At 40.8% G+C, this 14509-nt stretch carries 10 protein-coding genes; 6 read left to right on the top strand and 4 right to left on the bottom strand.

What is annotated here, in order from left to right; genetic code table 11:
• Position 1: 1 nt before the first annotated feature.
• The 6 genes from KZP23_RS05560 (at position 2) to KZP23_RS05535 (ending at position 8425) form a co-directional block, all read left to right on the top strand.
• Positions 2-937 (top strand): lytic transglycosylase domain-containing protein, encoded by a 936-nt coding sequence (locus tag KZP23_RS05560; protein ID WP_226335108.1) that lies wholly within the window; start codon positions 2-4, stop codon positions 935-937.
• Positions 938-989: 52 nt separating this feature from the next.
• Entirely contained in the window at positions 990-2669 is a 1680-nt protein-coding gene (locus KZP23_RS05555) for an AsmA family protein (RefSeq protein WP_226335107.1), read from the top strand.
• A 119-nt stretch (positions 2670-2788) separates the two neighbouring features.
• A complete protein-coding gene (gene uvrA / locus KZP23_RS05550) occupies positions 2789-5614 on the top strand; it encodes an excinuclease ABC subunit UvrA (RefSeq protein WP_226335106.1) in 2826 nt (941 codons plus the stop codon).
• 111 nt (positions 5615-5725) lie between these two features.
• Positions 5726-6775: a sensor histidine kinase gene (locus KZP23_RS05545; RefSeq protein ID WP_226335105.1), complete on the top strand. Its 1050-nt coding sequence runs from the start codon at positions 5726-5728 to the stop codon at positions 6773-6775.
• A gap of 12 nt (positions 6776-6787) precedes the next feature.
• Positions 6788-7525, top strand: a complete 738-nt coding sequence (locus KZP23_RS05540; protein WP_226335104.1) for a LytR/AlgR family response regulator transcription factor — start codon at positions 6788-6790, stop codon at positions 7523-7525.
• A gap of 147 nt (positions 7526-7672) precedes the next feature.
• Positions 7673-8425 carry a LytR/AlgR family response regulator transcription factor gene (locus KZP23_RS05535; protein ID WP_226335103.1) on the top strand — a complete coding sequence of 251 codons (753 nt, stop codon included), beginning with the start codon at positions 7673-7675 and terminating at the stop codon, positions 8423-8425.
• A gap of 63 nt (positions 8426-8488) precedes the next feature.
• Here the strand turns inward: KZP23_RS05535 and KZP23_RS05530 are convergent, their stop codons facing one another.
• The 4 genes from KZP23_RS05530 to KZP23_RS05515 all read right to left on the bottom strand — a co-directional run bounded on the left by KZP23_RS05530 (position 8489) and on the right by KZP23_RS05515 (position 14420).
• Complete coding sequence (locus tag KZP23_RS05530) at positions 8489-9850, bottom strand: PhoH family protein (protein WP_226335102.1); 1362 nt, start codon at positions 9848-9850, stop codon at positions 8489-8491.
• Between the two features lie 207 nt (positions 9851-10057).
• Positions 10058-11587 carry a sodium:proton antiporter gene (locus KZP23_RS05525; protein WP_226335101.1) on the bottom strand — a complete coding sequence of 510 codons (1530 nt, stop codon included), beginning with the start codon at positions 11585-11587 and terminating at the stop codon, positions 10058-10060.
• A gap of 192 nt (positions 11588-11779) precedes the next feature.
• Complete coding sequence (locus KZP23_RS05520) at positions 11780-13006, bottom strand: Glu/Leu/Phe/Val dehydrogenase dimerization domain-containing protein (RefSeq protein ID WP_226335100.1); 1227 nt, start codon at positions 13004-13006, stop codon at positions 11780-11782.
• A gap of 322 nt (positions 13007-13328) precedes the next feature.
• Positions 13329-14420, bottom strand: a complete 1092-nt coding sequence (locus tag KZP23_RS05515) for an anhydro-N-acetylmuramic acid kinase (RefSeq protein WP_226335099.1) — start codon at positions 14418-14420, stop codon at positions 13329-13331.
• Between the last annotated feature and the right edge of the window lie 89 nt (positions 14421-14509).

The following is a 14509-nucleotide window of genomic DNA, read 5'->3' as shown; positions in this document are numbered from 1 at the left end:
TTTGAAAAATTATCATATTTACGTTTTGTACGGCCTTGTGGCCGTACTTTTTGGTTTAGTAGTTTTTTATAGGAACAAGCCTACAGAGCATGTTCCTTACCAGAAAAGTGCTGAAGCACAGATAGGTCCACAGCCCAGTTCTGCGGGACCTAGGGTAAAGATTTTTGATCTGCCAGAGAAACTGGATTTTGCGGGTGAAATGGTGCCATTAAAAGAAATGGATATCAAGGAGCGCCTGGAAAGGGAGATTTATGTCAATGTCTATTGGGAGTCCAATATGCTCTTGATGATGAAGCGGGCAGGAAAATTCTTGCCTACCATTGAAAAGATACTGGTGGAACATGGCATACCTGATGATTTCAAATATGTGGCCATGATAGAGTCAGGTCTGATGAATGTGGTTTCACCAGCGGGGGCAAGAGGGTTTTGGCAGTTTATGGAAGGAACAGCAAAGGACTATGGCCTTGAAGTGAACAAAGAAGTAGATGAGCGTTACCATTTTGAGAAGGCTACCGTAGCTGCCTGCAAATACCTTAAAAAGTCATATGCGAGATTTGGTAAATGGACCAATGTGGCGGCCAGCTATAATATGGGTCAGGCCGGGCTGAGCAGAAGAATTAATGACCAGCACCAACCCAACTACTATGACCTGTTGCTCAATGAAGAAACCAGTAGGTATATGTTTAGGATTTTGGCTTTTAAGATAGTGTTTGAAAATCCCAAGAAATACGGTTTTGAACTTAGTAAGGATGACTTGTATCGTCTTCCAGAACTGAGGACATTAGGAATAAAAAATAGCGTCAAAGATTTGGCGGACTGGGCCATCAAACATGGTAGCAATTATAAGGAGTTAAAAACCTATAACCCATGGTTAAGAAGAAGCGAATTGACTGTAAGAAAGGGGAATGAATATTTTGTGCAGCTTCCGGTAGAGTGATTTATAAATAATATAATCCCTATTTTTCATCATTGATTAGACTTGGATCCCAATGAAGTTCAAAAGCATATTAATTTTTCTGGGTATGGCCATAGTGGCGGTGGTTTTTGTTCTTCGGGGCATTCCCTATTTTGTAAACCTCTATTTGAATAGCCATGCCGATGAAATCGTGGGTGATCTGATCACGAGAACCAATGACTTTAGTGGGCATAAAGTTCAGTTTGGTAAAGTAAAGCTGGATTATGATTATCGGGGGACTTACTTGGAGTTGGATTCCGTAGCGATTTTTCCTGATGAGGATTTTCCAGAAAGCAGGGTCAAGATCCAATTATTAGCTGATAGGATCTTGTTATCGGGCTTCAGGTGGAGGGCGCTGTTATTGAACAATACGATCATATTGGATTCTGCTGAGCTAAGTAAGGTGAAGATTGAATCGCTTTCTCCTTCTTTGGATTCTTTGAACCTTAGAAAAAAGGCTAAAACTCAGCGAAAAAAAGGGAAAGACTACCAAGCCATTAAGATCAGCAATGTGCATTTGAGTGATTTTTCTATAGTAAACAAAGATGTGGATAGTGATTCCACCAGGTTTGAGATAGAAGGCTTAACAGTGACTGCGCAAAAATTCACCCTGACCAGTAAGGATCTGGAGGAAGCCAATGCCCTTTTTGACGTAGAGGGTATCGAAGGGAAGATTGCTCATTCTTCTATTCATTTTAATGAATATAGAAATGAGTTGAATGCGGAGAATTTAGTGTTTAGCAAAGAAAAGCGAAGCCTTTCCATTGAAAATGTTAACCTGGACAATAAGCTGTCGAAATATGAATACATACAGGGATTTACTAAGGAAACGGATTGGGTAGAAATCGAACAGGCAAGTCTGGAGCTGAACAATATGAACTACGATGCTTTTTTTAGAGAAGGCATTATAGAATCCGAAAAATTACTTGCAAAGGATTCAAAGATCGTGGTGTTCAGGGACAAGAGAATGCCTGATAATACTTTGCAGCGGCCTAAGATGATCCATAAAATCATAGGAGGCATTCCGAAGCCCATTCATGTGGATATGGTTCGTCTGGAAAACGGTTATGTGAAATATATAGAGCGTCCTGATAATGAATCACCCATAGCTGGGGAGATATTTTTTAACCAGATCAATGCAGAAATCATCAATATCACCAATATTCCTGATATGCTGGATATGCATAATGAGATGACACTTAAGGCCAATGCCAAAATTATGGACAAAGGGCTAGTAGATCTCAATGTGGTGTATTATTTGCAGGACAGTACGGGTGGATTTGCCATGGAGGGAAATGTTCAGGATCTGGAAGTCGCTGCTATCAATACCATGTTGCGGCCTGCTACACAGGTAGAAGTGAGAACTGGGAAAATTGATGATTTGGCTTTTAATATCAAAGGAGATGATATTGAAGGGTCTGGTGAGTTGGTCATGAAGTACCATGATCTGGCCATTGATATTCGTGGTAAATCATTTGGTAAGCCCCAGAATATTTTTCAAAAAATCGGTTCTTTTCTTACCAACAAATTGGTTATTCCCTCGGATAACCCCAATAAAAAAGGCGAGTTAAAGAAGGGGGATGTATATTTCAAGCGGGACCAGAGCAAATTTATTTTTAATTATTGGTGGAAGCTTGTTTTGAGTGGTATGCGCTCAACCTTGACAGGTGAGGATGAAGAAAAAATGAGAGAAAAGTCAAGTCAAAAAGAATAGTTTTTATTCTTGAAAACTAAATGTGTTTTATGAGGGTTTAAAAAAGATGGCAAGGGTATTCCGTTAATAATCCATATTTTTGTCAAATTGTAATTAAACCAAAAAGTCCTGATCCATTCATGGCCAATACAGTAGCAGCAGTAGAAGAGAAAATAGAGATTTATGGTGCAAGGGAGCATAATCTCAAAAACATAGATTTGTCCATTCCAAGGAACCAGTTGGTGGTCATTACTGGCCTAAGTGGTAGTGGTAAGAGTTCCTTGGCTTTTGATACCATATATGCAGAAGGCCAGAGGAGGTATATGGAAAGCTTTTCGGCATATGCTCGTTCTTTTTTGGGAGGCATGGAGCGGCCTGATGTGGATAAGATCAATGGACTCTCCCCGGTCATATCCATTGAGCAAAAGACTACTAGTAAAAACCCGAGGTCCACGGTGGGCACGGTAACGGAGATTTATGACTTTATGCGTCTGCTGTATGCCCGTTCAGGGGAAGCATATTCTTACCTTTCTGGAAAGAAGATGATCAGACAGACTGAAGATCAGATCATCGAGCAGATTCTGACGCATTTTGAAGGCAAGAAGCTTTATATTCTGGCACCTGTTGTAAAAGGGCGAAAAGGTCATTATAGGGAGCTTTTTGAGCAGATCCGTAAGATGGGCTTTTCTAAAGTCCGGGTAGATGGTGTGGTGATGGAAATGGTACCTAAGATGCAGGTAGACCGCTACAAAATCCATGATATTGAAATTGTGGTGGACAGGATTGTGGCCGAAGAAGACGATCGGTACCGAATTACCCAGTCGCTCAAGACCGCCCTTCAACATGGAAAAGGCATCATCATGTTGCGTGATGAATCAGGAGAAATACACCACTTTTCCAAGTACCTGATGGATCCGACTACAGGTCTTTCTTATGACGAACCTGCTCCCAACTCTTTTTCATTTAATAGTCCCTATGGAGCATGTCCAACTTGTAACGGATTAGGGAAAATCGATGAAATCACAGCTGAAAATATTATTCCAGACCCTAATTTAAGTATTTCCCGAGGTGGGATTGCTCCCTTGGGAGAGTACAGGGATATTTGGATTTTCAAAAAAATTGATGCTATTCTCAAGCATTACAAAGCCAGTCTTTCTACCCCTATTAAAGATTTAAAAGAAGAGGTGGTTCAGGTACTTCTTTATGGGGACAAGATGGAAGTAGAGGTAGATTCCGTAAAATATCCCGGTACAAAATGGAATACCACCTTTGAAGGGATAGTGAACTTTCTTGAAAAGCAGCAAGAAGGGGGCTCAGATAAAATCCAAAAATGGGTCAGTGATTTTACTACTACTAGGGTTTGTCCCGATTGTGAGGGCTACAGACTGAAAAAGGAGGCTTTGCACTTTATTATCGCAGGCAAGCATATCGGAGAGTTGGCCATGATGGATATCCGGCAGCTTGGAGAGTGGTTTGAAAATATTGATGATAAGCTGACTGAAAAGCAGCAGCTAATAGGTGCGGAAGTACTCAAAGAAATCCGCAAGCGGATAGGCTTTCTGTTGGATATTGGCTTGGATTATCTTTCCCTTAACAGACCGTTGAGGACACTTTCTGGTGGTGAAGCGCAGCGGATTCGCCTAGCTACCCAAATTGGTACGCAGCTGGTCGGCGTATTGTATATTTTGGACGAACCCAGTATTGGCCTGCACCAGAGGGACAATGTTAAACTCATCAAGGCCCTTCAAGACCTTAGGGACTTGGGAAACTCTGTATTGGTGGTGGAGCATGATAAAGACATGATGATGGATGCCGATTATGTGGTGGATATCGGTCCTGGTGCTGGTAGACATGGTGGGCATATAGTGGCAGAGGGTAAGCCTTGTGATTTTTTGAAGCAAAAAAGCCTTACAGCGAAGTATTTGAATGGTGAGATGGCCATAGAGGTTCCTAGGGAGCGAAGAAAAGGAAATGGCAAGACACTTAAGTTAAGTAAAGCGACCGGAAACAACTTGAAGAACGTGGACCTTAGCTTGCCATTGGGCAGCATGGTTTGTGTGACCGGTGTTTCTGGGAGTGGAAAAAGCTCCCTGATCCATGAGACCCTTTTTCCACTTTTGAACCAACACTTTTACCGTTCTAGAAAAGAGCCGCTGTCTTATGGAAGCATTGATGGTCTGGAGCATTTGGATAAGGTAATCGAGGTGGACCAATCCCCTATTGGCCGTACACCTAGGTCCAATCCGGCCACTTATACGGGGGTATTTACAGATATCAGGGCCTTGTTTACTGAACTCCCAGAAGCCAAGATCAGGGGCTATAAGCCGGGAAGGTTCAGCTTCAATGTAAAAGGCGGCCGCTGTGAGGACTGCGAAGGAGCGGGTATGAAACTGATAGAAATGGATTTCTTGCCGGATGTCCATATTCCATGTGAAACCTGTAAGGGCAAGCGTTATAACAGGGAAACCCTAGAAGTGAGGTTTAAGGGTAAATCTATTTCAGATGTTTTGGACATGACGGTGGAACAGGCCGTGGAGTTTTTTGATAAGCAGCCTAAGATCCTTCGAAAAATCCAAACCTTGAATGATGTGGGATTGGGATATATTACCCTTGGCCAGCATGCCACTACTCTGTCTGGAGGAGAGGCCCAAAGGGTGAAATTGGCCACTGAACTTTCAAAGAAAGATACCGGTAAGACATTTTATATTTTGGATGAGCCGACTACTGGGCTGCATTTCCAGGATATAGAGCATCTTTTGGAGGTGTTGAACAGATTGGTAGATAAGGGAAATACTGTTTTGATCATTGAGCATAATTTGGATGTAATCAAGGTTGCTGATCATATCATTGACCTTGGCCCTGAAGGTGGCAATAAGGGAGGTGAGATAGTCGTGCAGGGTACTCCTGAGCAGGTCGCAGTACATCCATCCAGCTATACCGCAAAATTCCTCAAGATGGAATTATAGTGAAGCTTGGGCTGGTAAGGCAAAACGGGGGAATCCCCTTTTAGCCTATGCTTGCTCCATTGATAAAAAATAGCTTCTGACATTCCAAGACTTCCTTATATTTGGGAAAGCATGGATAGAAGTCGTTTATATTGGATATTACAAATATTGGGTTGGTCATGCTTTGCAGTGATCAACCTCTTTTTTGTCTCTTTGATTAGGGGGATTACCTCTGTGCAGATCGGTGCTTACCTTTCTTTGGGTGCTTTTTATTTGGTTTCTACCCACTATTTTCGGCACATCATCATCACCAAGAAGTGGTTTGACTTTAGCTTCAGTAAGTTGATGTCCAATGCTTTGGTGTTTTTACTAGCCCTGAGTTTTGCCAATGTCATTGCCACCATTCTGATCAACTGGATCTTTGGGATTTTAAGGGTCCATGAGGATCTTAAGCCTATCGTGCTTTTGGTGAATATGTTCATAAGCTTCCTTTATTATATGCTGTGGACCATGATGTATTTCCTCTATCACTTTTTGGAGAACTATAATACCACCCTGAAATACCAAGCGAAAATCAATGAAATAAAGCTCAATCAACTGAGAAGTCAGCTGAACCCGCACTTTATCTTTAATGCTTTGAACAGTGTGAGGGCCTTGGTAGATGAAAATCCACCGAAATCCAAGGAGGCCATTACCCAGCTCAGTAATATTCTGCGTTATTCCTTGATAATGGATAAGAAAAGGATCATTGATTTTGGGGATGAGATCAAGATCGTTCGGGATTATCTGGATTTGGAAACTATCCGATTTGAAGAGCGGCTAAAGGTGAATTTTGATATTGAAGAGGAGGCCTATCACTATAAGATTCCTCCGATGATGCTGCAGACCATAGTTGAAAATGCCATTAAGCATGGTATTTCAAACCGGATGAAAGGTGGGCTGATTGAAATCAAATGTTCTATTGGTCTAGCAGGGGACCTTTATCTATTGGTCAAAAACAGTGGGCAGTTAAAGGGCGGTGTTGGCAGGAAAAATGATGGCAGTGGCCATGGGATTTCCAATACCATGCAGCGTCTTAGATTGATATATGGCAGCAAGGCCAGCTTTAAAATGAAAAACTTAGATGCTGAGTTTGTGCTGACAGAAATTAAAATTCCGAAACAAAGTATTAAATTAGATTAAACTTTTAAAACCATGCGTGCATTAGTAATCGATGATGAAAGACTGGCTAGGAAAGAGCTGATCAATTTGCTTTCTGGAATAAGTGATGTGGAGGTAATTGGAGAAGCCATGAATGTAGATGATGCCAAAGAGAAAATTGCTGAGTTAAATCCTGATGTGATTTTTTTGGATATTCAAATGCCCGAAAAGACTGGATTCGATTTATTGGCCGAACTGGAGGCTGTTCCCAAGGTGGTATTTACCACGGCATATGACGAGTTTGCGTTGAAGGCTTTTGAAGTGAATGCTTTGGATTATCTCTTGAAGCCTATAGATCCGGAAAGATTAACCGAAGCCATAGCCAAATTAAAAAGTCAGATAGACGCAGGAAATGGACATTCCGGTGAAAGGGCTGTGGAAAATGAAGATCCTAAATTGAGCCTTAAGGACCAGGTCTTCGTAAAGGATGGCGATAGGTGCTGGTTTGTCAAATTGGAAAATGTTCGTTTGTTTGAGTCTGACGGCAATTATATCAAGGTGTATTTTGATAATAATAAGCCAATGATTCACAAATCTTTGAATGCCTTGGATGAAAGGTTGGATGAGAAATCCTTTTTTAGGGCAAGCAGAAAACATATCATTAATTTAAGTTGGGTGGATGGTATAGAGCCATGGTTCAATGGAGGCTTAGTGGTGACCCTGAAAGGGGGAGATCGAATAGAAGTCAGCAGGCGTCAAGCTGCCCGATTCAAGGATATGATGAGCTTATGATTCAAAAATGCAGTTATTGAATTGTATTTGTGGATTAATATTTACATTTTCATTGTATAAGAATATTTTTGGGAGGATTTGTGGTAGATAATAAGGTAGCGAAAGGAATAAACATAACACATACAGGTAAGGAACCGCTAATAAAATATGAAAGAAGAAAGAATTTTGGTTGTTGAGGATGATCCGGATATTGCAGAAAATATTGAGGAGATTCTCGAACTTTTAGGATATGTAAATATCGACATTGCTAATTCTGCCAATCAAGCTATTAAGGTAATCAAGAAATACAGGCCTGATTTGGTATTTATGGATATCAAATTGAAGGGGGATAAAGATGGGATAGAATTGGGTGAGATTGTTCAGCAAATGGTTGATGCGCCCATTATCTATGTGACTTCTTACAGTGATCCTTCAATAATAGAAAGGGCGAAGCGTATACATCCTGCTGGGTTTATCGTTAAGCCGTTCAATACCAATGATATCCATGCGATAGTGGAGATTGTTTTATATAACCGAAGAACCAATGCTTTACATTCTGATGCCCCTAAGGCTAAGGCAGAAAGCCCATATTTGGTTACAGATGCGGTTTACATTAAGTCTGACAATGCCTACGAAAGAGTCAATTACGAAGACATTTATTACGTGGAGGCAAATGGGAATATGGTTTCGATCTTTACCAAAGATAAAAACTACACTATTAGAAAGTCCATGAAGGATATGGAAGACAAGCTGCCAAGTGAATTGTTCCTGAGGGTGCAGAAGTCTTATATTGTTCAGTTGGGACAAATAGAAAGTTTCAGCACCAAGGAAATCAACCTTAAGAGTGGGGCTATCGTGCAAGTAGGCCGGCAGTATTATAATAGCTTCTTAGCTAAGTTGAATACAATTACAGAAAGTTAATAAAGAACCCAAATCGAAATAATAATAAAGCCTCCAGACGGAGGCTTTATTATTATGATTAAATTATAATAATTCGTTGGCCAAGTTGGCCAATTCGGATCTTTCGCCTTTTTCCAGCTTAATATGTGCATATAAGGGATGGTCCTTTACCCTGTCGATCAGGTAGGTAAGGCCGTTACTTTGGCTGTCCAGGTAAGGGGTGTCGATTTGGTGTACATCGCCGGTAAATACAATTTTTGTATTTTCCCCAGCTCTGCTGATAATGGTCTTTACTTCGTGAGGAGTGAGGTTTTGTGCCTCGTCGACGATAAAGAAGATATTCGAAAGGGAACGCCCCCTGATATAGGCCAAGGGCTGAATCACCAGTTTTTCTTGATTGACCATTTCAGTTATTTTTTGAAATTCCTTGTCAGATTCCTTAAACTGGTTCTGTATGAATTTCAAATTATCCCAAAGCGGTTCCATGTATGGATTGAGTTTTGATTTGATATCCCCGGGTAGATAGCCGATGTCCTTATTACTTAGGGGAACAATGGGTCTTGCCAGAAAGATCTGTTTGAAGTCCCTACGTTGTTCCAGGGCTCCGGCAAGTGCCAATAAGGTTTTCCCCGTACCTGCTACTCCTTGTACCGATACCAGTTTAATATTAGGATTGGTTATGGCGTGGAGAGCAAAAGTCTGCTCAGCATTTCTGGGCTTTACATTATAGGCCATTTTTTTATCCACCCGCTCCATGGTATTGGACCCCCCATTATAATAGGCCAGAACGGAATTCTTGTCGCTGCGCAAGATGTAATAGGTATTGGTTTTTCTTTTTCGTGTGCCCAGTACATGTTTGGCCTCTACTGTATGGTTATCATATAATTGATTGATCACATCAGGGTCAATACCTTCAATGATAGCTTTTCCAGTATTTTCCAGTTCGGTGACATTTTTTATCTTGCCTGTTTCATAATCTTCAGCGTGGATATCGAGTGATTTGGCCTTTAATCTCAAATTGATATCCTTACTTACCAAAATGACTTTCCTACCATCTTCTTCTCGTTTAAGCACGAGAGCTGCATTGAGGATTTTATGGTCATTTTTTTCCTCACCAAAGACCTTATTGGCATTGATAGGCTCCCCTTTTAGTTTGTCAGAGGTCATCATTACCTTAAAGAACCCTTTGGTTTTTCCGTTGAGTGGGGTCCAGTGATGGATCATCTTGTCTTTAGACAATTTGTCCAACAATCTAATAAACTCTCTCGCCTCAAAATTTTTAGAATCATTGCCCTTTTTGAACTGATCCAATTCCTCCAAAACGGTGATGGGAATAACCACATCGTGTTCTGCAAAATTCATGATTGAATTGTGGGCATAGAGTATGACCGAAGTGTCCAAAACAAAGATTTTTCGGTTGTTCTCGGTTTTTTTAGCTCTTGGCATAGGCGAAGAAGGTTTGTGATTTATAGTCTCTAATAAGATAGATAATAATCTCTGGGATTGCCATTTTTATTAGTCAAAATTGATGGGAGATTATTGGTGTGATGTATAAGTTATTGTAGTTCAAAGGAATAAAAAGTAAAATGAGTGTTGGTGGACCAAAAAAAGGCTGAAACTCAAGTTTCAGCCTTTTTTTGGTTTTCAGTACTATCAAGAGAAGGCAAAAAAGACTAGCCAAACGATAATTAATACTGGAAGTAATATCGGTATGGAAAAGCGGATAATATAGCCAAAGAAGGAAGGCATTTTGATACCGCTTTGTTCTGCAATTGATTTTACCATAAAGTTGGGTCCATTACCAATATAAGTCATGGCACCAAAGAATACAGCAGCCAAAGATATTGCCATCAATTCAAAGGCTGAATCATGATAGCCGTCCATGGCGAATTGTCTGACCATTTCCACATTAGAAATGGAGGCTCCTTTTGAGGCCATGGCGGCAGCTAAGAAGTTTAAGTAAGTAGGTGCATTGTCCAAAAATCCTGAAAGCAGACCTGTTCCCCAATAGAGTGTATTGTGGGTAATCAATTCAGATCCTTCTGGAGATTTGGCAAAGTTGCCTACCAATTGCAGGGCAGGCATCATGGTACCAAAGATACCGATAAAAATATAAGCCACTTCCCTGATGGGCTCGAAATTGAATTCATTTCCTTTAATGGCCCTTTCGTCTGCAAATTTATAGGAAAAGAAGGCGACAGAGAACATGATGATTTCCCTGATAAAGGAGAATTTCATTCCATCGTAATGTATTGCCGGCACCCAATCCAATACATTTGGATCCAAGAAAACAGAGATGATGATGATCAAAAGCCATAAGAAGTTTTTGGAACCTATCAAGGACATTTTATTAGTATAGGCTACTTCTTCTATACTTTCGTTGTCATTGGCCCTGCCAAATTTACGGTCGATGAAGTAAAATGCCACTGAAAGGATCGTCAAAGCCAAGGCCCAAGCTGGCCAGTTATGTTCCAATGTCCAGAAGAATGGAATGCCTTTTAAGAAACCCAAGAAAAGAGGCGGGTCGCCAATAGGTGTCAGTGAGCCACCCACATTACTCACCATAAAAATAAAGAAGATAATATGGTAAGCTTGGATATTATGCTTGTTTAACCTGATAAAAGGTCTGATTAAAAGCATCGATGCACCAGTGGTACCGATCAGATTGGAGATAATGGCACCTATGATCAAGAGGGTCACATTGGCAAGCGGTGTAGACTTTTTATCCACTTTGATCAGAATTCCACCTGATGCTATATATAATGAGGCCAGTAATGCAATAAACTGCAAGTACTCGGCCAGGGCATGTATGGGCTGATGAACATCATGTAGCACAAAGAGATAATAGGCCACTACCAGTGTGGCCAGACCAATGGCCACCTTTGGATAGTTATGATGCCAAAAGTGCTCATAGAATAGCGGTCCAGTGGCGATCATCAATAATAAAACTACAAATGGAATTACTAACCAAATAGGAGCTTGTCCATGTCCTCCTTCTTCCTCCCCATGTTCTCCTGGTGTATCAGAGGCGTGCATGGAATCCGATGAATGGTCTTGATCTACTTGTTCATGGTCTTGCGCAACTTCTGTTTTATGGTTATTTTCAAGTGCCAAAACTGAGGGTATCCCCGTGTAAAATATGGCTCCCCAAATAATACCAAATGCAATAATAATATTCTTCATTAAAATGAAATTAAATTTTTTTCGTCTTTGTTTACGCTGATTTGTTTATCTATAGTTCAAAGAGTGGTTTGAAGGATTTTGTTATGATTCCCCTAAACTACTCATTTTGCCTAATTCCCACCAAACAAAAATAGTATGGTCGGGATAAATTAATTTTGTGTTAATATTTTTGATAGTGAAAAGATATCGACACTAAATCAGTTGATTAATAGCTATTTCAAAAGATTTTCTTGCGATGCCCGTCTTTTCGGGCTGCATTTTATGCGTTTTTTTTAAAGCCTTTAGAATTGTTTGGCTTACATCCTCAAAAATTGCCTTGTCGGTCACTTCAGCATGATCTGACATCAAATAGGCAAAAACCCTGGCCATTCCACAATTGGCAATGAAGTCAGGAATAACCGATACTTCTTGGTCCGTTGCCAAGCCTATGGGACCGAAAAAGATCTCTTTATCCGCAAAGGGAACATTGGCTCCGCAAGAAATCACTTCCAGTCCGGCTTTTGTCAAACGCCTCACTTGGTCAATATTAATTAATCTTGAAGCAGCCGCAGGAATAAATATTTCATGGGGGATATCCCAAATGTTTTTATTTATTTCCTTGAAAGGTATCAACCTCTCCGCTACCAATTTATTGCCTGACCTATGGGTGAATAATTTTCGGATTTCATCAAGGCTATAACCGGTTTCATTGATCAGGCCTCCTTCTTTGTCCATGATGCCCACTACTTTAACTCCTTCTACGGCTAGAAAACAGGCTGCTGCTGCTCCCACATTGCCCCAGCCTTGGATGATGGCTCTCTTACCTTTAATCTTTCCGCCCCAAAGTCGATAATAATGCTTGACGGCTTCAGCTACCCCAAAACCGGTGATCATGTCTGCTACCTTGTACTTTTTTGGACTGTCAGGTGTATAATGTGGGTCTTCCAGAATTTTGGAAACTCCTTGTCGCAATTGGCCAATTTTCTTGATCTTTTGGGGTTCAGTAGCATGAAAATGGCCATGAACTATACCTTCCTGGGGATGCCAAAGTCCGAAAGATTCGGTGATGGGAATGACCTCTTCGATTTCATCTATATTGAGATCTCCACCAGTGCCGTAATAGCTTTTGAGTATGGGCATTACTGCTTTATACCATCTGTTGAGCACCTCTCCCTTTCTTGGGTCGTTTGGATCAAAATTTATTCCCGATTTGGCCCCTCCTATGGGTGGTCCCGAAACCGTGAATTTTATTTCCATGGTTTTTGCCAAAGCTTCCACTTCCCTTCTGTCCAAGCCTTTTCTCATACGGGTCCCGCCCCCTGCCGCGCCTCCTCTCAGAGAGTTGATCACAGCCCATCCTTTAGCTTCTGTTTCACTATCATTCCATTCAAAAACTATTTCAGGCGGTTTATCCTCAAATTTTTTGAGCGGTTCAATCATACTCGGAATTTTAAGGTGGTACAAAAATATAAAAAAAACTTATTTATGCTATTTAACGACCCTATGTTTGACTGAAGTTTGGTATATGTAAGAAATCTGCTTGTTCTTTAGGCCTTGTTTTGATTTTTTGTAGATAAAAGTTGCTGTTCATGGTTGTTTTTTGGGTTGTATTGTTTCCTGATCAGACTGCGTCATATGTCCTATCCATTCAATTTAATGATTTTGCACAATGGATAAGCCCAAATTGGTGAAAAACTGATTTTAACTTTTGGAGAGCTCATTCCAAAACATTGGTGTTCATGAAGGGGATACAGTGGCTAGGTCAAGCTGTTAAGTCTGGAAGATAGAGGGTGCCCCCGCAGCTGTTTCTGCTGGCGCCTGTTACAGAAGCAAGGGAATTGGCTTCTTTTCTTAGTTTTAGGACGCCCAAGAAGGCAAAAATCAGCGCTTCCTTAAAATCTACGATTTCTCGATCCGGTACGATGGCTATTGCTTTGTCTCCTAATTTTTCTGATAGCACTTCAATGAAAAAGTGGTTATAGGCCCCTCCTCCTGTAATAAGTAATTTGCTCGGAGATTTTATTGAATGTTCCAACACTACTTTGCTGATCTGTTCTGCATAGTGTCTTACTAAGGTGGCCAGGGTATCTTCTACTTCCGCGTTTCTGTTTTCCAATAAAGGTAAAAAGCTGTTTTCTATATTTTCTCTTCCTAGAGATTTAGCGCCAATATTTTCATAATAAGGTAGGGAATTAAGTTGTTCCAGAAGTTCGGGGATTACTTTTCCTTTCTTTGCCAGTTTCCCTTTATCATCATAAGGGAGCCCCTTTTTTGCGGCAAAATGGTTCAGTAAGAGGTTGAACGGAGAGGTGTCAAAAGCCTTTCTCTGTCCTTTGCTTATCATGGAGATATTAGCAATTCCTCCTAGATTTAAGCAGAAGTCATATGCTTCGAAAAGGTAATGATCCCCTACTGGTGCCAATGGAGCGCCTTGGCCGCCTAGTAAAACATCCAAGGTTCTAAAATCATTGATCACGGGCAAACCGCATGTTTGCATTAAACTCCATCCGCAACCGATCTGTGTGGTCAATCTTTTTTGTGGTTGGTGAAAAACGGTATGCCCATGAGAGGCTACGGCGTCCGGCCTTAGCTGATAGCTTTTACAGAATTCTTTTATCTTTTCTCCCATCCATGTTCCAAATTCCCTGTCTAAAAGGCAGAGTTCCTCCCCGGAAAGCTGGTGTGCTTGATTAAGTTTTTTGCCTAAGTTCTCAGGGAATGGGACAGTAGTCGCTTCAATGATACTGAAGGACCATTTTTGCTCATAAACAAACCTACAATGAGCCATGTCGAGTCCATCGCCGGAGGTGCCGGACATCAGGCCGATTATATGGTAGATATTGGAAGTATCCATGGGAGGGTTAAAGTTTGTTAAAATCAGATATGTAAAGATAAATTTATACACTTGATTTCAAACTCGGATATTAAAATCATTAATTTAGG

The sequence above is a fragment of the Echinicola marina genome, assembly GCF_020463795.1.
Lineage (GTDB): Bacteria > Bacteroidota > Bacteroidia > Cytophagales > Cyclobacteriaceae > Echinicola > Echinicola marina.
This window is presented reverse-complemented; position numbering and strand designations above follow the sequence as displayed.

What these genes read in the sequence shown, in the direction of transcription:
- KZP23_RS05555 (WP_226335107.1), top strand. Translation starts at nt 990, where the DNA reads ATGAAGTTCAAAAGCATATTAATTTTTCTGGGTATGGCCATAGTGGCG.
- uvrA (WP_226335106.1), top strand. Translation starts at nt 2,789, where the DNA reads ATGGCCAATACAGTAGCAGCAGTAGAAGAGAAAATAGAGATTTATGGT.
- KZP23_RS05545 (WP_226335105.1), top strand. Translation starts at nt 5,726, where the DNA reads ATGGATAGAAGTCGTTTATATTGGATATTACAAATATTGGGTTGGTCA.
- KZP23_RS05540 (WP_226335104.1), top strand. Translation starts at nt 6,788, where the DNA reads ATGCGTGCATTAGTAATCGATGATGAAAGACTGGCTAGGAAAGAGCTG.
- KZP23_RS05535 (WP_226335103.1), top strand. Translation starts at nt 7,673, where the DNA reads ATGAAAGAAGAAAGAATTTTGGTTGTTGAGGATGATCCGGATATTGCA.
- KZP23_RS05530 (WP_226335102.1), bottom strand. Translation starts at nt 9,850, where the DNA reads ATGCCAAGAGCTAAAAAAACCGAGAACAACCGAAAAATCTTTGTTTTG.
- KZP23_RS05525 (WP_226335101.1), bottom strand. Translation starts at nt 11,587, where the DNA reads ATGAAGAATATTATTATTGCATTTGGTATTATTTGGGGAGCCATATTT.
- KZP23_RS05520 (WP_226335100.1), bottom strand. Translation starts at nt 13,006, where the DNA reads ATGATTGAACCGCTCAAAAAATTTGAGGATAAACCGCCTGAAATAGTT.
- KZP23_RS05515 (WP_226335099.1), bottom strand. Translation starts at nt 14,420, where the DNA reads ATGGATACTTCCAATATCTACCATATAATCGGCCTGATGTCCGGCACC.